The 20,633-nt window shown below is 48.2% G+C and carries 18 protein-coding genes; 15 read left to right on the forward strand and 3 right to left on the reverse strand.

The window, feature by feature from the left end; genetic code table 11:
- Positions 1-140: 140 nt before the first annotated feature.
- Positions 141-938, reverse strand: a complete 798-nt coding sequence (fdhD, locus tag ACFYU8_RS23090) for a formate dehydrogenase accessory sulfurtransferase FdhD (RefSeq protein ID WP_390304197.1) — start codon at positions 936-938, stop codon at positions 141-143.
- Positions 939-1,341: 403 nt separating this feature from the next.
- Here fdhD and ACFYU8_RS23095 point away from each other — a divergent pair, with 403 nt between their 5' ends.
- From ACFYU8_RS23095 to ACFYU8_RS23125, 7 genes are all read left to right on the forward strand, one after another.
- Positions 1,342-2,616: an L-lactate MFS transporter gene (locus ACFYU8_RS23095; protein ID WP_390304488.1), complete on the forward strand. Its 1,275-nt coding sequence runs from the start codon at positions 1,342-1,344 to the stop codon at positions 2,614-2,616.
- 53 nt (positions 2,617-2,669) lie between these two features.
- Positions 2,670-3,035 (forward strand): Na-translocating system protein MpsC family protein, encoded by a 366-nt coding sequence (locus ACFYU8_RS23100; RefSeq protein ID WP_007722503.1) that lies wholly within the window; start codon positions 2,670-2,672, stop codon positions 3,033-3,035.
- Positions 3,036-3,229: 194 nt separating this feature from the next.
- Positions 3,230-5,578 carry an FdhF/YdeP family oxidoreductase gene (locus ACFYU8_RS23105; protein ID WP_390304199.1) on the forward strand — a complete coding sequence of 783 codons (2,349 nt, stop codon included), beginning with the start codon at positions 3,230-3,232 and terminating at the stop codon, positions 5,576-5,578.
- A 42-nt stretch (positions 5,579-5,620) separates the two neighbouring features.
- Positions 5,621-6,880: a molybdopterin molybdotransferase MoeA gene (locus ACFYU8_RS23110; RefSeq protein WP_390304201.1), complete on the forward strand. Its 1,260-nt coding sequence runs from the start codon at positions 5,621-5,623 to the stop codon at positions 6,878-6,880.
- 3 nt (positions 6,881-6,883) lie between these two features.
- Positions 6,884-7,402: a molybdopterin-guanine dinucleotide biosynthesis protein B gene (gene mobB / locus ACFYU8_RS23115; protein WP_390304203.1), complete on the forward strand. Its 519-nt coding sequence runs from the start codon at positions 6,884-6,886 to the stop codon at positions 7,400-7,402.
- Between the two features lie 168 nt (positions 7,403-7,570).
- Positions 7,571-8,059, forward strand: a complete 489-nt coding sequence (locus ACFYU8_RS23120) for a DUF2199 domain-containing protein (protein WP_390304205.1) — start codon at positions 7,571-7,573, stop codon at positions 8,057-8,059.
- A gap of 162 nt (positions 8,060-8,221) precedes the next feature.
- Positions 8,222-8,758 carry a pyridoxamine 5'-phosphate oxidase family protein gene (locus tag ACFYU8_RS23125; RefSeq protein WP_390304207.1) on the forward strand — a complete coding sequence of 179 codons (537 nt, stop codon included), beginning with the start codon at positions 8,222-8,224 and terminating at the stop codon, positions 8,756-8,758.
- Here the strand turns inward: ACFYU8_RS23125 and pdxR are convergent.
- Entirely contained in the window at positions 8,736-10,178 is a 1,443-nt protein-coding gene (gene pdxR / locus ACFYU8_RS23130) for a MocR-like pyridoxine biosynthesis transcription factor PdxR (protein WP_390304209.1), read from the reverse strand. The two genes, ACFYU8_RS23125 and pdxR, sit on opposite strands and share 23 nt — an antisense overlap.
- A gap of 224 nt (positions 10,179-10,402) precedes the next feature.
- Between pdxR and hmpA the strand changes: the two genes are divergently transcribed.
- Positions 10,403-11,620, forward strand: a complete 1,218-nt coding sequence (gene hmpA / locus ACFYU8_RS23135; protein WP_390304211.1) for an NO-inducible flavohemoprotein — start codon at positions 10,403-10,405, stop codon at positions 11,618-11,620.
- 20 nt (positions 11,621-11,640) lie between these two features.
- Here hmpA and ACFYU8_RS23140 read toward each other — a convergent pair whose 3' ends face one another.
- Positions 11,641-12,150 (reverse strand): Crp/Fnr family transcriptional regulator, encoded by a 510-nt coding sequence (locus tag ACFYU8_RS23140; protein ID WP_390304213.1) that lies wholly within the window; start codon positions 12,148-12,150, stop codon positions 11,641-11,643.
- 165 nt (positions 12,151-12,315) lie between these two features.
- Between ACFYU8_RS23140 and ACFYU8_RS23145 the strand changes: the two genes are divergently transcribed.
- The 7 genes from ACFYU8_RS23145 to ACFYU8_RS23175 all read left to right on the forward strand — a co-directional run bounded on the left by ACFYU8_RS23145 (position 12,316) and on the right by ACFYU8_RS23175 (position 20,589).
- Positions 12,316-13,257, forward strand: coding sequence for an MBL fold metallo-hydrolase (locus ACFYU8_RS23145; RefSeq protein ID WP_390304215.1), 942 nt, complete (start codon positions 12,316-12,318; stop codon positions 13,255-13,257).
- Between the two features lie 125 nt (positions 13,258-13,382).
- On the forward strand, positions 13,383-15,173 hold the full coding sequence (locus ACFYU8_RS23150) for a M3 family oligoendopeptidase (RefSeq protein WP_390304217.1): 1,791 nt from the start codon (positions 13,383-13,385) through the stop codon (positions 15,171-15,173).
- A gap of 180 nt (positions 15,174-15,353) precedes the next feature.
- A complete protein-coding gene (locus ACFYU8_RS23155; RefSeq protein ID WP_390304219.1) occupies positions 15,354-16,316 on the forward strand; it encodes a metal-dependent hydrolase in 963 nt (320 codons plus the stop codon).
- 124 nt (positions 16,317-16,440) lie between these two features.
- The gene (locus ACFYU8_RS23160) at positions 16,441-17,361 is read left to right on the forward strand and encodes an ArsR/SmtB family transcription factor (RefSeq protein WP_390304221.1); all 921 of its coding nucleotides are present in this window, start codon (positions 16,441-16,443) and stop codon (positions 17,359-17,361) included.
- 51 nt (positions 17,362-17,412) lie between these two features.
- Positions 17,413-18,651, forward strand: a complete 1,239-nt coding sequence (locus ACFYU8_RS23165; protein WP_390304223.1) for an MDR family MFS transporter — start codon at positions 17,413-17,415, stop codon at positions 18,649-18,651.
- A gap of 373 nt (positions 18,652-19,024) precedes the next feature.
- Positions 19,025-20,197 carry a bis-aminopropyl spermidine synthase family protein gene (locus ACFYU8_RS23170; protein WP_390304225.1) on the forward strand — a complete coding sequence of 391 codons (1,173 nt, stop codon included), beginning with the start codon at positions 19,025-19,027 and terminating at the stop codon, positions 20,195-20,197.
- A gap of 53 nt (positions 20,198-20,250) precedes the next feature.
- A complete protein-coding gene (locus ACFYU8_RS23175; RefSeq protein WP_007722256.1) occupies positions 20,251-20,589 on the forward strand; it encodes a DoxX family protein in 339 nt (112 codons plus the stop codon).
- Positions 20,590-20,633: the final 44 nt, after the last annotated feature.

Consider the following 20,633-nt stretch of genomic DNA (forward strand, 5'->3'; position numbering starts at 1 on the left):
GAAACATTGCTGCTGCAAATAAAAAATCCCCACGTACAAAGAACAAAAGCCCGAGAGGCTAACTCGGGCTTTGATAATACCAGTTGAAAAAACATAGAAAAGCGGGATGGCTCGAAGCTCGTCCCACTTTTTTGATTTCTTTAAGGTAGGAGGATTCTCTCGGCTTGTGTATACACGTTCATTTTGTCATTGCGGATAAATCCGACTGCGGTGAGCTTCAGCTCATCTGCCAATTGCAGGGCGAGATCAGTTGGAGCGGACTTGGACAGAATGATGCCAGCACCGATTTTGGCAGCCTTGAGCAGCACCTCAGACGAGATTCGTCCACTGAAGACAAGAATTTTGTCCGTGGTGGAAATGTTCTCTCGCAAACATTTCCCATAGATTTTGTCGAGAGCATTGTGACGCCCGATATCGGAGAATTGAAGCAAAACTTCATCCGGTGTACAGAGGGCTGCATTATGGACGCCACCTGTTTGGCGATGGATCTCAGACGATGCTTGCAATTCCTTCATCAGGCGCATGCATTGAGCGGGGGTGACAATTGCTGTGCTTTCAACAGACTTTGCTGTGCGTGCATCGCTAAAAAAGTAAAAGGACTGTCTGCTTTTTCCGCAGCAGGAAGTAATTCTGCGTTTGGAGTAAAAGCTCTGCGACAAAATTGTTTCTTTATGCAAATCAACGTAAGCAAACCCTTGGGCCTCATTAATCGTAAGCTGTTTGATTTCCGAGTAACTCTTGATGACGCCCTCGGCTGCGAGAAAACCGATGACCATTTCTTCCAGGTCGGCCGGAGTACATACGATTGTAGCGAATTCCTCATCATTGAGGAAAATGGTGAGGGGGTACTCGGTAACGATTTCGTCGTCTTCCCAGCCATGTTGGTCAGCCGAAATTTTCAACACGGGCAATCGGGTGGTGATGGTTAGTTCGGACATGCGGGCCTCCCTTTTTCGTCGAAATTATGAAGTTTTTATGGCTATTTTGTGAGGAAAATATTGTCGAGTGAACGCTTACATGGTAGTATACTATGTGAGATGAAAAGTGTCATAAATTTTTCGTCTTTCCATGTATTCATGGCGTAAGGACAGATTGACACGGAGCAGCGACCCTGCCACCGATTATTTTGTAGCCTTACAGCGAATTACATAGTGAACACAATGCTTGTTGATGCTGATGTAGCGTTCCTGCTGATGATTAACTGCTGTGTTTCATCGTAGCCCTCGTTCTCTTTGTGGAGACCTGGGTGAGTCGGTGAAATCAGCAGTTTTTCTTTTTTTTCGAGAAAGCTGCTGATGGATCCAAAGCATGTTAAAGACCATTGAGAAGGAGATGAATGATTTGGAACAAAAAGTGAAAAACCGCTGGCTCATCGCGTTGGCTGCGGTAGGCATCCACATCTCGATTGGATCGGTATACGCTTGGAGTGTATTCACCAAGCCAATTACCGAGCAGTTCGGCTGGGACTTGCCAGACGTTCAATTTACGTTTAGTATTGCGATCTTGTTCTTGGGGCTGTCTGCTGCCTTCCTCGGTCATTATGTAGAAAAACACGGCCCGCGCAAAGCTGGCATTCTAGCATCTATCTTTTTTGGAGTAGGAACTGTCGGGGCTGGCTTGGCGATTCAATTGAGCAGCTTGCCTTTGTTGTACTTGTGTTATGGAGTGCTGGGCGGTATCGGTCTTGGTGTAGGCTATATTACGCCAGTATCGACCTTGGTCAAATGGTTTCCGGATCGCCGTGGTTTAGCAACGGGTCTTGCCATTATGGGCTTCGGTTTTGCCTCGATGATTGCCAGTCCGATTATGAACGCTTTGATTGCAAATGTAGGAATCGCGAACACCTTTTATATTTTGGGCATTATTTATTTCGTTGTGATGTTGGCTTCGGCTCAATATTTGGCGCCACCTCCAAAAGGCTGGGTACCGGCTGGATTTTCCAATTCGGGAACAGCTGGCAGCAAGCAAATCAAAAAAGATTTGTGCCAATTGACTGCCAATGAAGCGATTAAGACACGTCGTTTTTACTGGCTGTGGCTGATGCTGTTTATCAACGTGACATGTGGAATCGCCGTTATTTCGGTAGCTTCGCCGATGGCGCAAGAAATGGTGGGCATGTCTGTCGGAACAGCAGCCCTCATGGTAGGTCTGAACGGTTTGTTCAACGGAGGTGGACGTATCGGATGGGCGTCTTTGTCTGATTTCATTGGACGACCAAATACGTACACAGCTTTCTTCGCCATCCAAATGGTATTGTTCTTCGTACTGCCGAATCTGTCCAATCCAATCCTGTTCATGGTGGCGATGTTCATCATTATGACCTGTTACGGTGGTGGCTTTGCGTCCATTCCGGCGTACATTGGTGACTTGTTTGGAACGAAGCAATTGGGTGCGATTCACGGCTATATTCTGACGGCATGGGCTGCTGCTGGCTTGGCAGGACCGATCTTTGCAGCATGGGTTCGCAAGACGACGGAAAGCTATACAGGAACGATGAGTGTTTTCGCAGGAATGTTCGTTGTCGCTCTGGTGATCTCGCTAGTAGTCCGTCTGGATATCAAAAAACTGAAGGAAGAAGCCAAACAAAGAGAAAAGTCTGTTGAATTGGCTAGTTAATCAATGGTAAAGTTTAAGTAGAGAATGATTTGAAGTAAAGGTGATTTTCCTCGATGAATAAGTTCGAAGCAGAATTCAGTAATTTGGTCAGGGCTTTCCGAAAGCGCCATATGGGAAAGGGACCTAGCAAGATCAGCACCACGTTCTGCAAGAACTGGGCGATCTGCGAGATGGAAGGCAACCTTTCTCCGGTGGAAAAGTTCATCGCCACTTCGGAAGACGGAAAGCAGACATTACGAGCTGCCCGAACCGAAATGGTCAAAGAGATCTATCGGAAACACCAGCCAGTTGACATGGAAGCGTTTCTTGGAGCAAAACTCGTTGATCTATTCGTCGATATTGACATTGAACGGGATTTTGGAATGTCGATCTTTGTTTTTGATCAAGACATCGAAAAAAGAATGAAAAACGAACCGTAAGTCTAAACGAAGCAGCGTTCCTGTTCACCGGCTTAGACGTAACGGAATTCGCGAAAGCAAACACGAAGTTGAGACTAGGTAGCGAACCTGCCGTAGACAACCACCGTGAACACGCTCTTTTCCAATAGGACAAGGGACTGTTTCATGGTGGTTTTTTCGTCTTAATGGAGTTTATTAGAGGGGAGATTAAAGAAATGGGCAAGACCAAGCATAGCGGACCAATTAAGCTGGATACTTCGTGGAAGCCGTCCTTATGGGCTTCACTGATGCCGATGGGACTCGGAAAAATCAAGCCGCATCACATTCGAGATACGATGAAGGTGGCCTATGACAATCGCGATAATTTGGGTTACGCCTATCGCATCTTAACGCAAGGGGTATGTGATGGCTGCGCTCTCGGCGTATCCGGTCTCTACGATCAGACGTTGACTGGTCCGCATTTGTGCACCACGCGACTGAACGTATTGCGTCTCAATACCATGCCTGCCATGGATGCCAAATGGTTTGAAGATGTGAATGCGCTGCGAAAGCTGTCCAGCGAAGAATTGCGCAAGCTGGGAAGAATTCCGTATCCGCTTTCAAGAAAGCCAGGCGAAAACAAGTTTACCCGCATTAGCTGGGATGAAGCGCTAAACCGCATCGCGGGAAAAATCAAAAACATCAGCCCGAAACAGTTGGCCTTTTTCTTGACCGCTCGTGGGATTACCAACGAGGTATACTACACGGCAGCTAAAATGGCTCGTTTCCTCGGAACCAACAACATCGACAATGCATCCCGTATTTGTCACTCGCCGAGTAAGACAGCATTGAAGCGTTCGGTTGGTATCGGTGCATCGAGCTGTAACTATCAGGATTGGATCGGGACTGATGTGCTCGTATTCTGGGGTTCTGTACCAGGTAACAACCAGCCTGTATCGACGAAATACATGTATGCAGCGAAAAAGGCAGGAACGAAAATCATCCTGATCAACCCGTACAGAGAGCCAGCGATGGAGAAGTACTGGATTCCATCTGTACCGGACAGTGCTTTGTTCGGAACGAAGATTGCGGATGATTTCTACCAAGTGAACATTGGCGGCGACATCGCGTTCATGAACGGCGTGATGAAGATTTGGTTCGAGATGGAAGAAGCGAAGCCAGGTTCTGCGATCAACCATGAATTCATCAAGGAGCACGCGAACGGAATCGAAGAGCTGCGCAAACATGTGATGAATGAATCGTGGGAGAAGATCGTGGAATCCTCCGGTCTCAGCCGCGAGCGCATCAAAGAATTCGCGCAACTGCTCGCCAACTCCAAAAATGGTGTATTCGTATGGAGTATGGGTCTGACCCAGCACAAATTCGGTACGGACAATATTTCTCAGGTAGCCAATCTGGCAATCCTTCGTGGATTCTTGGGTCGCAAGCACACTGGTCTCATGCCAATTCGCGGTCACTCTGGTGTACAAGGCTCCGGTGAAATGGGTGCCGATCCGTTCAGCTTGCCAGGTGGAGATTTTGAAGAAAAGTCATGGAACCGCATCGAAAAGATCTGGAATTTCCCAATCCCGAAATGGCAAGGAGATATCGTCGGTATTACTTTGGAGAATGCAGTGTTGCCAGATGGACACGAGCGCAAGACTAGACTGTTCTACACGAGCGGCGGTAACTTCCTGGAGACGATGCCAGATCCGGACTTCATGCAAAAATGCTTGGAGAGCATAGAAGTGCGTGTACATCAGGACATCATTTTCAATACATCTACGCTGGTAGACGCGAAGGAAGAAGTGATCGTACTGCCGGCAATGACTCGTTACGAGCAGCCGGGTGGCGGTACGTCGACAAGCACAGAGCGTATGGTTTTCTTCAGTGCCGAAGTGGAAGGGCCACGTATTGAAGAAGCGCGTTCGGAATGGGAGATTTACGTTGATCTGGCGGCACGGGTAAATCCAGAGAAAAAGCATCTGATGCACTTCTCAAGCGCGGCTGAAATTCGCGCAGAGATTGCCCAAGCAAATCCAAATTACGACGGTATCCAGCATCTGAAAAACCGCGGGGATGTTTTCCAATGGGGCGGTGCCTGGTTGTGTGAAGACGGCGTATGCCCGACATCGGACGGCCGAGCGAATCTGATTCCGACTGAAATTCCGGATTTGAACAAGCCAGAGGGACACTTCTATGTAACGACTCGTCGCGGTAAGCAGTTCAACTCGATGATTTACAGCCAGAAAGACCCGTTCAACAATGCGGACCGTTATGATATCCTGATCAATGCAGAGGATGCAAAAGAACTGCGCATTGCAGAAGGCGAAAACATCGTCGTTTACAATAAATATGGAACGTTCCAGGGACGGGCCAAATTCGAGGACACAAGACGCGGAAACATTCAAGTACACTGGCCGGAAGGAAACGTATTGATTCCGAAGGGTGTATACGAGACATACGCAGGTATTCCCGAATACAATACAGCCGTGAAGGTTGAAAAAGCGGATACTTTCCACGCCAACAAAGATTTGAAATACGTGGAGAGAGAAGTTGAAGATTTGGAAGTAAACGTCGGCTGACGAGCTACAGCAATGGGTGGTCAAGATTAGGAGGAACAAGCCATGCGTTTTTCGCGACAAACAATCTCGGTTGAAGAAGCGATAAGCAAGCTGTTGGCAAAATTGTCGACAGGGAGAACGGAACAAGTGCAGATCGGGGAGGCATTCGGGCGGATTCTGGCCTCTGGTTTACATGCAACATACGATTTGCCGCACTTTGACCGATCGCCGCTGGATGGGTTTGCCGTGAGAGCTGCGGATACGGTTGGGGCCTCCGTTGACCACCCGATTACGCTAACCGTGCTAGAGACGGTTGCGGCTGGGCAAGTACCTACTAGAGAATTGAAAAAGGGCTACGCTACGCGGATCATGACAGGTGCGATGATGCCTGCGGGTGCGGATGCGGTCATCATGTTTGAGCAAACGTACAACCCAGCCGAAGAGGCGGATACTGTACGGATCAAGCGGGAGATGAAGTCTGGGGAAAATGTATCACGTCGCGGTGAAGAGATGGCCAAAGAAACGGTAATTGCCAAGGCTGGCGAGAGGATCAATGCAGGTACCCTTGCCAGCTTGGCTACGTTTGGCTACTCGCAGGTTGAGGTCTTCTGCAAGCCGCGTGTCGGTCTGATTTCGACTGGAAGCGAGCTGTTGGAGATTGATCAGCCGCTTGTTCCAGGCAAAATTCGCAACAGTAATACGGTGATGCTGACTGCCTTGATTGCCGAGGCAGGGGGCATCCCTGTTTCGTTTTCAAGACTGCCGGATGATCTGTCGGTGGCGAAGGAGAAAATCAGTGAATGCTTGCGAGGCGTGGATCTGGTCATTTCCAGCGGCGGTGTGTCCGTTGGGGATTTTGATGTGATCGCGGCATTAGTGGATGAGCCTGAGGTAGAGCTTTTGTTCAACCGGATCGCGATACGTCCGGGAAGTCCGACGACTGGTATGATCATGGAAGGCAAACCATTCATTGCCCTATCGGGTAATCCGGGTGCCTGTTTTCTCGGGTTTGAGTTATTTGCACGAGCAGCCATTCGTCGCATCTCAGGAGAGGCCCATGTAGTGCAGCAGGTGATCAAGGCGAGACTGGGTGTCGATTATACGAAGCCTTGTCCATACCCGCGTTATCTGCGAGGGAAGCTCCTCGAAAAAGACGGAGTCTTGCATGCGATCCCTGATTTCAACGAAAAGGCAGGGAATCTCGGCACGTTGAAAGACAGCGAATGCTTTATGATCATACCAGCCGGGGGAAGCGGGCAGAGAACAGGAGAGCTGGTTGATGTGTTCACTCATGCCACGCCAACCTGGAGGAGAGAGGGATAGATAATGGTCAAGCCGCCTTGTGTTTTGCAGATTGTTGGTTATTCGAACAGTGGCAAGACGACGTTGCTCACCGAGCTCATTCCGATTCTCGAAAAGGCAGGGATAAGAGTCGGGGTCATCAAACATGACGGCGGACACGATTTCGAGTGGGATCAGCCGGGGAAGGACACCTGGCGTTATCGAGAAGCAGGAGCCTCGCTTGTCGCCATCACTTCGAAAACGAAGACAGCGATCGTGGAGCAAAGGCCACAGGAACTGTCCGTGCTTATCCAGCGCTTGGCAGATGCCGGGGCTGAACTCGTTTTGGTAGAAGGCTTCAAGCGTGAAGGCTATCCGAAGCTGGTTTTGCTTCGCAGGCCGGAGGATGAGGAGCTTTTATCTATCGTTACCCATCTGGTAGGGATCGTGGGTTGGTCAGACTATCGTCAGCCAGGGTTGCCATTTTTCGATATTAATGACATAGACAACATGGCCAATTTTGTAAGGGAACGGGTATCCGCTTGGTATTTCAAAGCTGAATAGAAAAATTGAGATCATCCCAGCTTGGCTTGGGGTGATCTTTTTTTGTAGCAGTATTGGGGGAAGAGACTTTTACTGCAAACTATTAAACTAGCAAGCAGATTATCCATGTAATGAAATATATGGTAATGTAAATAAGAAGTCGCCGAGAAACGATAAGGAGCAGAAAATATGAAATGTCCTTACTGTACCAACGAATTAAATGAACTTCCTTTATGTTACGGAATGGAAGCACCCTATTATTTTTACACGGTACCAGAAGAGAAAAGAACAGAGTTAATTAGAGACTTTTGTGTAATTGATGAACAGCATTTCTTTATTAGAGGACATATTGAAATACCAATAATTGATAGTAAAGAGAAATTTATATGGAGTGTTTGGGTTTCTCTTAGCGAAGAAAATTTTTTGAAATCTAATGAATTATTGCATGTAGAAGGAAGGGAAAATGAAAAACCTTATTTTGGTTGGTTATCGACTGAACTTTCCATATATCCAATAACTACATTATCATTAAAGACAATGGTACATACACAAGAAGTTGGTGCTGTTCCATTAATAGAATTAGAACAAACGGATCATCCACTTGCAGTTGAACAAAGAGAAGGAATTACAATGGAAAGAGTTAAAGAAATTGCTCACTTAATCAATCATACTGAGTAATAAGAAAATGCCTGCTGCCGGGATGTTCCGGCAGCTTTTTAGTTTTCTCATGCTTTAGACGATAGCTTATGGATTGCTCCAATCTGATGGTTTTGGACGTATATATTCACTCCAATGGCTGATAAACTTGCAGCATATTTCAAAATAATAGGAGTGATAACAATGGATGGAGTGCGTTACAAAATTAGAGAAGTATTGGATAAGAGCAAGATTGAGACATTTTTGCAGCAAGCTAGAATCGGACATCTTGGAATGGTCGATGGTCATTTGCCGTATGTTGTTCCGCTCAATTTTGTTTGGACAAATGGGCAGCTTTATTTCCATGGAGCCACCGGCGGGAGAAGAAATCAGGTTATGGATGCTAATCCAGAGGTCTGTTTTACGGTTTGTGAAGAATATGGAACGATTACTGATCCGGTGCCAGCTAAGACGGACACAGCGTATATGAGTGTAATGATTTTTGGCAAGGCACAGCCTATAGTCGATCTGGATGAAGCTACACACATGTTGCAAGAAATGATGAATAAGTATGTGCCTGGCTACTTTAATCGGCCTTTACCCAAGCAGCACGTTGACAAATACCGTTCAGCAGTATTCGGTAGTCCGGTTCAGGTGTACCGAATAGATCCACATCATATCACTGCGAAAGAAAATCCAATGGAAGAAGAAAAAATGTTCAAACCTGGTAAAACCGTGTAATCTCCGCAAGACGAAAAATGCCTTCTTCAATGGTGGATTCATCTACTTTAGCAAAACCCAGTACCCATCCTTTTCGATCGCTTTTCAAGCAATACTTGCTAAGTGGATAAACACGGATTCCTTTGTCGAGTGCTAGGTTCGTCGCGGCTTCTTCGACAAACGATTTATCAGCTTCAAGAAGGATATGTAACCCCGTTTCTACGCCGCTTAGTGTGAAGTGTTCGCCGAGACCTGTCGTGATGATGGCCTTCGTCATGGCTTCATGTCTGCGCCGATATACATTTCGAACTCGTCTCATATGGCGCATGAAATGACCATGCTCAATAAAATGAGTAAGCGTTAATTGCTCCATAATCGGAAGATGCCGATAGGTTAATTCATGGACTTGGGCGAGTTGACGAATGGCCTCTTTGGTACCAACGATTGCCGATATCCGAATACCAGGAGCAATCATTTTGGAAAAACTCATCATATACAACGTGTTCTGAGGTCGCTGACTGAACAAGGTTGGAAGTGGGTCGCCGCGATAGCGAAATTCACTGTCGTAATCATCCTCAACAATCCAAAGCCGCTGCTCAGCAGCCATGTGTAACAATTGTTGCCTGCGAGGTTCCGACATAATTACTCCAACCGCACACTGGTGCGATGGCGTAACATAGACAAGCTTGGACCCCGGATGAATCTGGTCTACGCATAACCCGTACTCGTCAACTGGAACGGAGACAACTTGCATACGCCGATACTTCATTGCCATCCAGGCAGCAGGGAAGCCAGGATCTTCAACAGAAACAGTATCTCCTTCATGTAAAAGGGCTTGGGCGATCAAATCGATGCTATGTTGTGCACCTGAGGTTAACATGATTTGATCAATAGTCACATGAACGCCCCGTTCAAGTGACAAATAACGTTGAATCTGTTCTCGTAGCGGTTGATATCCATAGGAATTGCCATAAGCCCAACTGTCCAGATTCGTTTCTGTGGAAGCCTGTAAAAACGAACGTCTCCAATTCTTTTGAAAATGTTCGTCCAAATATGGCTCATGGGGACTGAAATCGATCTCAACCTTTAGACTATCATTGTCCCCGAACCAACCATGCAAATGACCGATTGTAGCGTTTAATAAAGGCAATTCGGGAGGGACAGGTCCTTCTGGCGCAGCATCCTCTGAAGGACGAGTTGCATAAGTCCATTCGCTAACTCTAGTCCCGCCGCGACGAGAGGTGACAGTGTATCCGCGACTGAATAACTCCTCATAAACAATCTGTATGGTTGAACGGGAAACGCCAATTAAAGAAGCGAGTTCGCGGGAGGGGAGCAGCAATTCACCTGGCTGCCATTTCCCGGTGGTAATATTATGGATTGCTTGGTCCAGCAGTTGCTGCCAGATTGGACGTTCGTCTTCTCGGTTTACTGTTAGCATTCATTCACCTTCAGTGTTTTTGTTTAATGATGGATTTGGCTGATATGCTATCATGGCAATCGTTTCTTTTGCAACAAGACAGTTGGGGGACGACTTTTTCTTATAGTGTTTTGCAGTTGTCACAAATCGTTTCTTTTTCCTGTGACCAGAATCACATGTGTATTTGTGAGCCTCCCGTACACTTGAAATATAGAAAGTACGAAGCACTTCAAGGAGGTTCTACGATGTTAAGCCCAAAAACCATTGAAATCATAAAATCAACCGTTCCTGTGCTAGAGGTACACGGAACTGCCATTACAAAACGTTTTTATCAAATGATGTTTACCAAGCACCCTGAGCTTCTCAATATTTTCAACCACGCCAATCAAAAGCAAGGAAGACAGCAAACGGCTCTGGCAAATGCGGTTTATGCTGCGGCTCTGTATATCGATAAGCTGGAAACGATTTTGCCAGTAGTAAAGCAAATCGGACACAAGCACCGCAGCTTGGGAGTGAAAGCAGAACATTACCCAATCGTCGGGGAAAACCTGCTTGCTGCGATCAAAGACGTACTTGGTGATGCTGCTACAGACGAGATTTTACAAGCGTGGGCGGAAGCGTATGGGGTCATTGCGGATGCTTTTATCGGTGTGGAACATGAAATGTATGAGCAGGCCAGTGGAGAACCTGGGGGTTGGGCTGATTTCAGAGAATTTATCGTTCAGAAAAAGGTACGGGAAAGTGATGTCATTACATCTTATTATCTCGTTCCAGCGGATGGCGGGGCGATCTCTGCCTTTGAACCGGGGCAATATGTAAGCGTAAAGTTGGAGATACCTGGAGAGGAGTACACGCATATTCGCCAATACAGTCTCTCTGATGCTCCGGGCAATCCGTACTATCGCATTTCTGTCAAAAGGGAGGATGCGACGCAGGATAAGCCAGCAGGGAAAGTGTCTGTCTACTTGGCCGAAGAAGTCAAGGAAGGAGATACCTTGCTCCTGTCGGCTCCGGCTGGAGATTTTACATTGAATCAAGAAGACAGCCGTCGAGTTGTGCTGCTCAGTGGAGGGGTAGGACTGACCCCGATGATCAGCATGCTAAACACACTGCTCAAATCGGGAACAGATCGTCCGATCACCTTCATTCACGCAGCACAAAACGGAAATGTGCACGCTATGAAGCAGGCAGTAGAGGAGCTGGCAGCCACTCATCCGCAGCTATCTGTTCACTGGTGCTATGAAAAGCCGACTGAGCAAGATCGCTTGAACGGAGCTTTTCACAAAGAGGGGTATATCGACTTGCCGTGGCTGCAAAGCATTGTGGAAACGAAGGACGCAAACTACTATTTCTGTGGGCCGATCCCTTTCATGAAGGCAATCAACAATGCGCTGTTGGAATGCGGAGTAACAGCAGACGATATTCACTATGAGTTCTTTGGCCCGGCAGCCACCTTGGCCTAATAGGCTGAGAGGGCCCAAGCTCATTCACGATTCGCAGCTTGAGCGCGCAGCAGCCGATTTACCGTCTCGCGGCGAAGCCCGATGAGCTGACCGATTTCATCCTGTGTCAGCAACTCCGAAAGCGAAGCGACAGGAATGAATGTCTGAAACCAAAGCTGCAGCTTGCGAAGCTTTTCGGCAGGAGAGACTTCGGTCAATTGGTCGATACGCTGCTGCATCATCCGCAGCTTACCTTGCAGCTGTAGCGCGATATCGCGACATTTTTCAGGATTGTCATCCAGATGGCGATACCAATCCGGGGCAGATAGCACTTCGACCTCACAGGTCACGAGAGCGATTGCTGTCCCGTAATAGGGATTCGGGCTCATCAAAGAATGATGCGGAATGATCTCGTCCGGAACGATGATGTTGACCAACGTCAATGCGCCGTCTGCATGTACCCGAACGATTTTTAACAGACCGCTCTTCAGATGATAGAGCGGTCCAGATTCTCCTTGTCGAAACAGGACTTCTCCCTTGTGCAGGATCATGGGTTTCTCCTCGATTCTCTCAGTCTTTCTCTAGCAATTATAGCAAGCCCGGCATGAGGAAGTAAGCAAGCGTAAAAAGCAGTTTGCCGCTTTTTTAGGCTTGCTACACCAATGATGCCTTTTGCTATAATGGGGAAATCACAGCTGGATAAAGGGAGTTGTCTGATGCTCAACTTTTTTACATGGGTAGGCTCCATAGCGGGGGTACTCCTTATCGGATTGATTGGCTATGTGGCTTACCGCTACTGGTACCATATGGGACAGCTTCCGAAGCCGGAGTTTCGTCATCTGGACACGAAAAAACCAATGCCTGCTGACTGGATTCATGATGAGGTTACATTTACATGGATCGGCCACTCGACGATTCTGTTGAATATGTTTGGAACGAAAATACTGACGGACCCAGTATTGGGCGAGAAGCTAGGGATTAAGCTCGCAGGTGTTCATTTTGGTCCCAAACGCTTTACTCCTCCTGCCCTCGGCTTTGATGAAATTGGCGAGGTAGATATCATTTTGTTATCGCATGCCCATCTAGATCATGTCGATCTGCCTACTTTGCGGAAAATAGCGAATCGCTCCACACATGTCATTACGTCCCACCAAACTAGCAAGCTGTTCAAGCATATGCCATTTGGCTCGTATGAAGAAATGCAGCCGGGAGAAGCCATTACAACCAAAGAAGGAATGACGGTTACAGCGATTCCAGTTCGCCATTGGGGCAACCGCTTCCCTTGGAATCATGAGTATGGCTACAACGGCTATATGATTGAGAAAAATGGCGTGCGCATCCTCTATCCAGGTGATACCGCTTATATCTCGATGGAGCATTTGTCGAATCAATTCGGGCCCATCGATCTGGTGTTCATGCCGATTGGCGCCTACAAGCCAGACTCGTATCAAGCTGCGCATTGTACGCCAGAGCAAGCATGGCAAATGTTCAAGGAGACGGGTGCCAAGTGGCTGGTGCCCATCCATTGGAATACGTTTGTACTCTCGCGTGAGCCAGTTGATGAGCCGTTCGAGCGTCTGTTAGCGGTAGCGGGGGATGAGCGGGACAGGATTGTTGTTGAAAAACAAGGGGAGACGTTTTCGATCCCTGTTCAATAAGAATGATAAGTTGGCGACTGCGTACTTGGCAGTCGCTTTTCTAACGATATGAATAAATGGGGAGGGAATAGCTACCTTATTATAGAAATATTTTTATCGAAAGAGTTTGTTGAGGAGGGATACATATGTCAAAAGCATTGCCACAACGCTGGGATATGGATGTGATTTTTCCTGGTGGTAGTGAATCGGAGGAATTTCGGGCGTTTTTAGGGACTTTGGAAGGGGACATTGCGAACCTAAAAGCTCGGTTGGAACAATCTGGTGCTGGTTTGCATGAAACAGCGGCTTTCAAGGAAGTTGTCACTCATGTACAAAGTATTGCCGTGCGGGTGAGACAAGCAGGTGCATTCATTTCTTGCCTGACTGCTCAAAATGTAAAGGATGAGCCAGCCAAACTGCTGGGTGGACGTGTGAAGAGCATCTCGGCTGCGTTTGGTGCAGTGTTGACGCGTTGGGAAGAACAGCTGTTGGCTGTCGACGGGGGTGCATGGGAGAGTCTGTTGGCAGACGAAGAATTGCAACCGCTTGCTTATGTACTGAATGAGCGCCGTCGCCGTGCACAGGAAAAGCTGTCGCCAGAACAAGAAGTGCTGGCTAATGATTTGGCCGTAGACGGGTATCACGCTTGGCAAGATTTGTACAATACGGTCGTTGGACGTATGACGATCGAGGTAGAAGTAAATGGGGAGACGAAGCAGTTGTCCGTTGGGCAAGCATCTAACCTGATGAGTAGCCCTGACCGTGCTGTTCGTGCCCATGTTTTTGAAAAGTGGAACGAGGCATGGGGCAAGGAAGCGGAGCTGTGCGCACAGGCGCTGAACCACTTGGGTGGTTTCCGTCTCGCTCTGTACCGTCATCGCGGCTGGGATTCCGTTCTGCGTGAGCCGCTTGATATCGGGCGGATGCAGGAAAAAACACTCGATGCAATGTGGCAGGCCATCGACAATCGCAAAGATCGTCTGGTTGCCTACCTGGAGCGCAAGGCAAAGCTGCTCGGTGTAGATAAGCTGAGCTGGTATGATGTAGGGGCTCCAGTTGGAAAGGTACATAAAGAAGTGTCTTACGATGAAGCAGCTGCTTTGATCGTTGAACACTTCAACCGTTTCAATCCGAGCATGGCTGAATTTGCGCAAAAGGCATTCGATGAGGGCTGGATCGAGGCTGAGGATCGTCCTGGAAAGCGCCCAGGCGGATTCTGCACGAGCTTCCCAGTCAGCAAGCAGTCACGCGTATTCATGACGTATGCAGGAAGCGCAAGCAATGTATCTACTCTGGCACATGAGCTGGGACATGCGTACCATCAGCAAGTCATGTGGGATTTGCCAGCACTTAACCAAAATTACGCGATGAACGTAGCGGAAACAGCATCGACCTTCGCGGAGATGATCCTCGCTGACGCTGCTGTAAAAAATGCAGCCAATGACGATGAGAAACTGGTGCTCTTGGAAGATAAGCTGCAATCAATCATCGCGTTTTTCATGAACATCCATGCTCGCTTTATTTTCGAGAAAGACTTTTACGAGAAGCGCAAAGAAGGTCTGGTTAGCGCAGCTGATCTCGACCGGATCATGGAAGAGGCGCAAAAGCAAGCGTACAATGGGGCTTTGGCAGATTATGAGCCGCATTTCTGGGCTTCCAAGCTGCATTTCTACATCACGTCGTATCCGTTCTACAACTTCCCGTACACATTCGGATACTTGTTCAGCTTGAGTGTCTATGCGCGTGCGCTCGAAGAAGGCGAGAGCTTCGCACCGAAATACGATGCACTGCTCCAAGATACGGGCCGCCTGATGGTAGAGGACTTGGCGAAGAAGCATCTCGGTGAGGATATGACGACAGTCGAGTTCTGGCAAAAAGCTGTTGATCTGGCTGTGGCAGACATCGACGAATTCCTGCGCCTGACGGACGAAGCATAATAACACGAATAAGCAGTTCCCAAGCAGTCTGTCTCTTCTTTGACAGGCTGCTTTTTCATTGAGAGATTGTTAACGTCGCAGACGAAATCTTCGGATAACCTTTACCTGCGGTTTATAGAATCCTCGCCATTTTTTCGTACAGTAAAAGGGAAGGGAATACTAGCAAAGGGAGGCATCGTAATGGACACTGGCAGTCATCTTTTGTTAGGTGCCACACTGGCGGGCTTAGCCCATATCACGCCGGCAGTGGCACATGATCCGGCACTTGCTCAGGCGCTGATGGTCGCAACGGTAGTGGGATCTCATGCCCCGGATTTCGATACTGTGGCCAGACTTCGCGGTATTTCTTTTTACATTCGCTTTCATCGGGGAATTACTCATTCGATTCCCGCGCTGTTTCTGTGGCCTCTCATCATCAGTCTTCCTCTTGCCTGGGGGTTTGGCCTGATGGGGCAGTTCGGGATTTTGTACGGATGGACGCTGTTGGCTGTTGTGCTGCATGTTTTTCTCGATATGCTAAACGCCTATGGAGTCCAGTGTATTCGCCCTATTAGCAAGCGCTGGGTGCATTTGGATGTGCTCGCGATTTTTGAGCCACTGCTTTTCGCAGTTCATCTGGTAGCGGCGATATGGTGGATAGCTTTTAAAGGAGATCCCACCGTGCTATTTCCGGCAGCATATGGCATGACGCTCTTGTATATCGGCGTGCGGGCTTGGCAGCATCATCGTAACGTCAGGCGGGTAGTAAATGCCTTGGAAACAAGAGGCATATCCCACGTATTCCCGAGCCTGCATCCTTTTCGCTGGCGATTCGTTGTGGAGACGGAAGAACTGTTTTACACAGGGAGAGTCGAGTTTGCACGTGTGATTCTGGAGGATGTGTATCCGAAACAGCATCGTGATGCGATCATCCAGGCTACTGTCGGCGTGGACGGAGTTCGTGCTTTTCTCGGGTTTGCGCAACGAATCCACGTTACGTGGAAGGAGATTCAGGGCGGTTATGAAGTCACGTGGAGTGATGTGCGCTTTTGGTACAACCGCAAGCTGCCATTCGGCGTTGATGTTGTCTTGGACCGTGATTTGAACGTGGTTGATCATCGGTTGGGCTGGCGAAAAAAAGCGTGGGACCCGCCGTTTGTATAAAATGAGTGGTAGATAAGCCCCGTCAGTAAATCTGGCGGGGTTTTACTGTTTTTGACAAAAGTAGCTATGCAATCTCTACAAAGAATGATACACTGAGAAAAACTAAACGTTCGATGGTGATAGAATGAATGATATGTATTCGATTAGAGTAGAATGGTCTCCTGCGTATGAATGTATCGTTAGCCTCTACACTTACATTTACGAAAAGGAGCGCAAACATTATTTGCTTGGTACGGCTTGGAAAGAGGAGACGAAACAAATGCTCCCGGCGTCTTTTGCAGAAGAACTCGCAGATGAACGCTGGGAGGTACTCCACCGTTTGGTACTGCTTGTAGCGCAATCGCCCCGGACCAAATCCGTCGAAGAATTTCTTGGGTGGCTAGAAAGCATTCCTCCTGGTGAAATTTATGAGCGTCTCGCGCCTTGGGTGGAGACAATCCCGCTGAATTTGGGGGAAATCCGTGATCACAGCTTATCGCTGCTTACCCGGTGGAATGAACATTATTTTTCGAAGCTGGAACCACGCATTTTGCAGAGCTTGCAAAGGAGTGCCGATGAGCTGACAGCCCGCGTCAAAGAAATGCCTCCAATCGATTTGGTCGATCATGTGACGAACGGTATCTGGATTGAGCCGATGGCGGATTTGCGTGAAGTTGTACTGATCCCGCAATATCATAGTGCTCATTCTTCTGTTCTCGACTTTTATCGGGGGCTTGCCACCTGCATGTACCCTGTCAAAGATGCGGCAATGACCAGACCACAGCCGCTCCTAGAGCTGTTGCCCATGACACAGTGCTTGGCGGATGAGAAGCGCCTGCAAATCTTGCGCTGTCTGGCAAAAAAGACTTGTACCCTCGGTGAATTACAGAAGCAGGTATCACTGGCCAAAAGTACCGTCCATCATCATGTAACGGCGCTGCGCAGAGCGGGGCTGATTCGTGCTCACTACACAGGTAGTACGATGATTTCCTACTACAGTTTGCGCGAATCGTTCGTCGAACGTCTTCCTGTCTTGCTTCGTTCCTTTTTCCATACATCAGAGTAGTTTTGCTTATAGAGATTGCATGATTCTGTTGAGAGGGTAGGTTGAATCAGTATGAGCAAAATGAGGCAAATGTGGGAGGCGTATCACCCGATAGTTCATCTGTTGATGGCAGGGACGGTGTTCGTTCAGCTCACTCAATCCATGAGTATTCCGTTTTTGGCCATCTATCTCGGTGAAACGACGAAGCTCTCTCACGCCTATATTGGACTGATTATCGGGGCGGGTCCTTTAGCTGGAACAGTCGGGGGATTTGTTGGAGGGATTCTCTCTGATTTGTTTGGCAGACAAAAGCTGATGTTTTTTTCCTTACTTGCTATGGCGTGCTCGATTATTGGATTCATTACAGTGGCTCATCCGATCGGTTTGCTTTTGATTAGCATGGTTATGGGATTGGCGGCCTCGATTTTTGCGACGGTTTCAAAAGCACTGATGGGCGACTTGACTCCCGAGCATAAACGTTTTCGAGTGTTCTCGAATCGCTATCTTGCAAACAATCTTGGCTTCGCGATAGGTCCTATGCTTGGTGCTTTTTTGGGAATTTCCGGAAGTAATCTGGCGTTTTTTCTGACGACAGTATCCTTGGTGAGCTTTGCCTTCATTTTATTAGTGGCGTGTAGGAGATGTGGCGTCACCGATGACGGCGGGGGGAACGGAGAGGTAGAGAGAGCCAGTTTGGCTGAAATCTGGCAAGTTCTCAGAAGGGATGTTGTTCTACTTACATTTGTCACAGGTGGAATCTTGTTAGTGACGGTTTACGGTCAGATGTCTGTTACGCTTTCCCAATACTTGCGGGAAAACTTTTCTGAGGGAGTCGCCTTGTTTGGAACGCTGATGAGCGTCAACGGATTTACCGTTTTGCTGTTGCAAATTCCTATAACGAGGCTGGTTGAGCGTTATTCCTTGTTTGCTCGGATAGCAGGTGGCGCTGTACTGATGGCCATAGGAGAAGTTGGCTTTGCTTTTTCGCCAGACTGGGCTTGGTTTATTACTGCGATGATCGTATTTACGCTAGGGGAGATCTTGATTGTACCGGCGGAGTATGCGCAAATCGACGAGATCAGTCCCGGGAATATGCGAGGGACTTACTATGGGGCTCAAAGCGCAACGATGCTAGGCAGTTTTCTTGGTCCGTGGGCAGGTGGCATGGTGCTCACCGCATATGGTGGCCCTGTGATGTTTTTGGTCATGTCAGTATTGGCGCTGGTCAGCTTAATCTTTTATTGGCTGGGACGCAGGTTGCATGAAAAGCGGAAGCAGCCTAGAAGTGTGATTGTAGAGACTGCCATGTAGCTTCTTGCCGATTCGTTGCGAGTACCGTATAATAGGTGGTAACTTTTTTAAAAGGGGACGTTTTGATGTCGGTGTGTGTTCTTAACTAGGCAATTGGATAGGGTACTCCCATTCTTTTTGGCAAAAATCTCATGTCATGTGAGCTTATTTGCTACGGAACAGAGGAGGCCTTGATTAGTTAAGAACTTACGGTCATCCATCTTCCCATCTGTTCAACTACGGGAACCGTGCTCTTACGCACGGTTTTTTTGCGTGACTATCCACGCGCACGTAGCGAACGTATGCCCTCAAGGCGGAGATGAACGAATGTTCATGCTCTGCCTTTTTGCATGCAGCGATGGATCCATCCCTTTTGAAAAGAGGTTCTCCACATATGAAAAATTATATCGAAGACACCTATAAACAAGTACGTTTGCAAGAAGGGCAGCGTGTAATCGAGCAGTTTCTGCTTGCGTGTTATTTTCATCCGGATTTGCCTACGAAAGAACTGGCGAGAAAGGTACTCTTGCCTATGCCTGTGGCGACTGCCATCAAAAAAGAGCTGATCAAGGCAGGAACCATATTGCAGGGAAGCGGGGTGAGATGCACCGCAGAAGGGGAGGTGTTCATTGAGCAAAAGCTAGGATATGGCGGGCTGGATCGAGAGCTGTACGAGAAGCTGATGAGAGACGACGAAGCTTGGAAAACCGAGCTGGCTGACTTGCAAGAGGAGATGGAGGCGATTTTTGCCGGTCGTCCGCAAGTCGATGTACAGATCGATCAGTCCAAATGCACAGTTGAGACGAGCTTGCGCAGGGCGATCTTATGCTTGCGGAATCAGAGCTTGGTCGGCAAAAAAATACTATGCGTCGGCGATGATGATTTGGTCAGCATCTCGCTGGGGCTTTTGCTCAAGCGTTTGTTTCCAACAGGTCTAGAGCGTCCAGAACGAATCGATGTGGTGGATATCGATGAACGATTTCTCCAGTACATTACGGATGTGTCCAAGCAAAAATCATTGTCCGTAGCCTGCCATCAGGCTGATTTGCGACAGCCGCTGCCGAAGAAGCTGCAGGGTGGGTACGATTGCTTTTTCACCGATCCACCTTATACGCTGCAAGGAATGGCTTTGTTTTTATCCCGTGGAATCAGTGGGCTGCAAAAGCAAAAAGGACTGTCCATTTTCCTGTCCTTTGCACATAAATCGCCCGATTTTACGCTGAATATGCAACGGGAGTTTGTGCTGGCAGGCTTGACCGTACGAGAGGTGCTCAGTCATTTCAATGAATACGAAGCGGCGCAAATGATTGGAAATAAGGGACAGATGATCGTGCTCACCACCACAGAGCTGACGGCTCCGACGATCAAGCATCCATTTCTGGAGTCGCTGTACACAGGCGAAGAGACTCCTTCCAAGCGTGAGTATCAATGCAAGCGTTGCAAAAGATCGATCCAGGTAGGGGCACAGGCAAAAATAGTGACGATAGAACAATTGAAAAAACGCGGCTGCCCTCGTTGTAAGCACCAGAGCTTTGAACTGTTGTCCCGCCGGAGAGCACAAGACTGATTGTACGCAAGTGGGCATATGGTAGTGGTGGAGGGGAGGGAGAAAAAGACAAGATGGCTTACGAAAAAGCGTTTGCTTTATTACGGATCGGGACGGGAATCTTGTTTTTCATCCATGGCATAGCCAAACTGCAAAAAGGGATGGCTGTTGTTGTGACGACGTTTGGAGATCTCGGCTTGCCGGGGTGGCTGGCCTATCTGGTGTTGATCGTAGAACTGATCGGTGGTCTCGCTCTGATCATCGGGGTCGGGGCGAGATATGCTGCCTGGGGATTAGCTGCGATCATGGCAGGAGCAATTGTGACAGTGAAATGGGCGAAAGGGTTTGTTGGCGGTTATGAGCTGAATTTGATCCTGCTGCTTGTCACGATTTGTGTGGGTCTAAAAAGGTGAAAAAGAGATCCGGCTGAACCAGTAAGCGGTCAGCTGGATCTCTT

Origin of the sequence: Brevibacillus sp. NPDC003359, from assembly GCF_042878995.1 — a bacterium.
In the GTDB taxonomy this organism is placed as follows: Bacteria; Bacillota; Bacilli; order Brevibacillales; family Brevibacillaceae; genus Brevibacillus.

What these genes read in the sequence shown, in the direction of transcription:
- ACFYU8_RS23105 (WP_390304199.1), top strand. Translation starts at nt 3,230, where the DNA reads ATGGGCAAGACCAAGCATAGCGGACCAATTAAGCTGGATACTTCGTGG.
- ACFYU8_RS23175 (WP_007722256.1), top strand. Translation starts at nt 20,251, where the DNA reads ATGGCTTACGAAAAAGCGTTTGCTTTATTACGGATCGGGACGGGAATC.
- ACFYU8_RS23110 (WP_390304201.1), top strand. Translation starts at nt 5,621, where the DNA reads ATGCGTTTTTCGCGACAAACAATCTCGGTTGAAGAAGCGATAAGCAAG.
- ACFYU8_RS23165 (WP_390304223.1), top strand. Translation starts at nt 17,413, where the DNA reads ATGAGCAAAATGAGGCAAATGTGGGAGGCGTATCACCCGATAGTTCAT.
- ACFYU8_RS23100 (WP_007722503.1), top strand. Translation starts at nt 2,670, where the DNA reads ATGAATAAGTTCGAAGCAGAATTCAGTAATTTGGTCAGGGCTTTCCGA.
- ACFYU8_RS23145 (WP_390304215.1), top strand. Translation starts at nt 12,316, where the DNA reads ATGCTCAACTTTTTTACATGGGTAGGCTCCATAGCGGGGGTACTCCTT.
- ACFYU8_RS23170 (WP_390304225.1), top strand. Translation starts at nt 19,025, where the DNA reads ATGAAAAATTATATCGAAGACACCTATAAACAAGTACGTTTGCAAGAA.
- ACFYU8_RS23150 (WP_390304217.1), top strand. Translation starts at nt 13,383, where the DNA reads ATGTCAAAAGCATTGCCACAACGCTGGGATATGGATGTGATTTTTCCT.
- ACFYU8_RS23125 (WP_390304207.1), top strand. Translation starts at nt 8,222, where the DNA reads ATGGATGGAGTGCGTTACAAAATTAGAGAAGTATTGGATAAGAGCAAG.
- hmpA (WP_390304211.1), top strand. Translation starts at nt 10,403, where the DNA reads ATGTTAAGCCCAAAAACCATTGAAATCATAAAATCAACCGTTCCTGTG.
- ACFYU8_RS23120 (WP_390304205.1), top strand. Translation starts at nt 7,571, where the DNA reads ATGAAATGTCCTTACTGTACCAACGAATTAAATGAACTTCCTTTATGT.
- fdhD (WP_390304197.1), bottom strand. Translation starts at nt 938, where the DNA reads ATGTCCGAACTAACCATCACCACCCGATTGCCCGTGTTGAAAATTTCG.
- pdxR (WP_390304209.1), bottom strand. Translation starts at nt 10,178, where the DNA reads ATGCTAACAGTAAACCGAGAAGACGAACGTCCAATCTGGCAGCAACTG.
- ACFYU8_RS23160 (WP_390304221.1), top strand. Translation starts at nt 16,441, where the DNA reads ATGAATGATATGTATTCGATTAGAGTAGAATGGTCTCCTGCGTATGAA.
- ACFYU8_RS23140 (WP_390304213.1), bottom strand. Translation starts at nt 12,150, where the DNA reads ATGATCCTGCACAAGGGAGAAGTCCTGTTTCGACAAGGAGAATCTGGA.
- mobB (WP_390304203.1), top strand. Translation starts at nt 6,884, where the DNA reads ATGGTCAAGCCGCCTTGTGTTTTGCAGATTGTTGGTTATTCGAACAGT.
- ACFYU8_RS23155 (WP_390304219.1), top strand. Translation starts at nt 15,354, where the DNA reads ATGGACACTGGCAGTCATCTTTTGTTAGGTGCCACACTGGCGGGCTTA.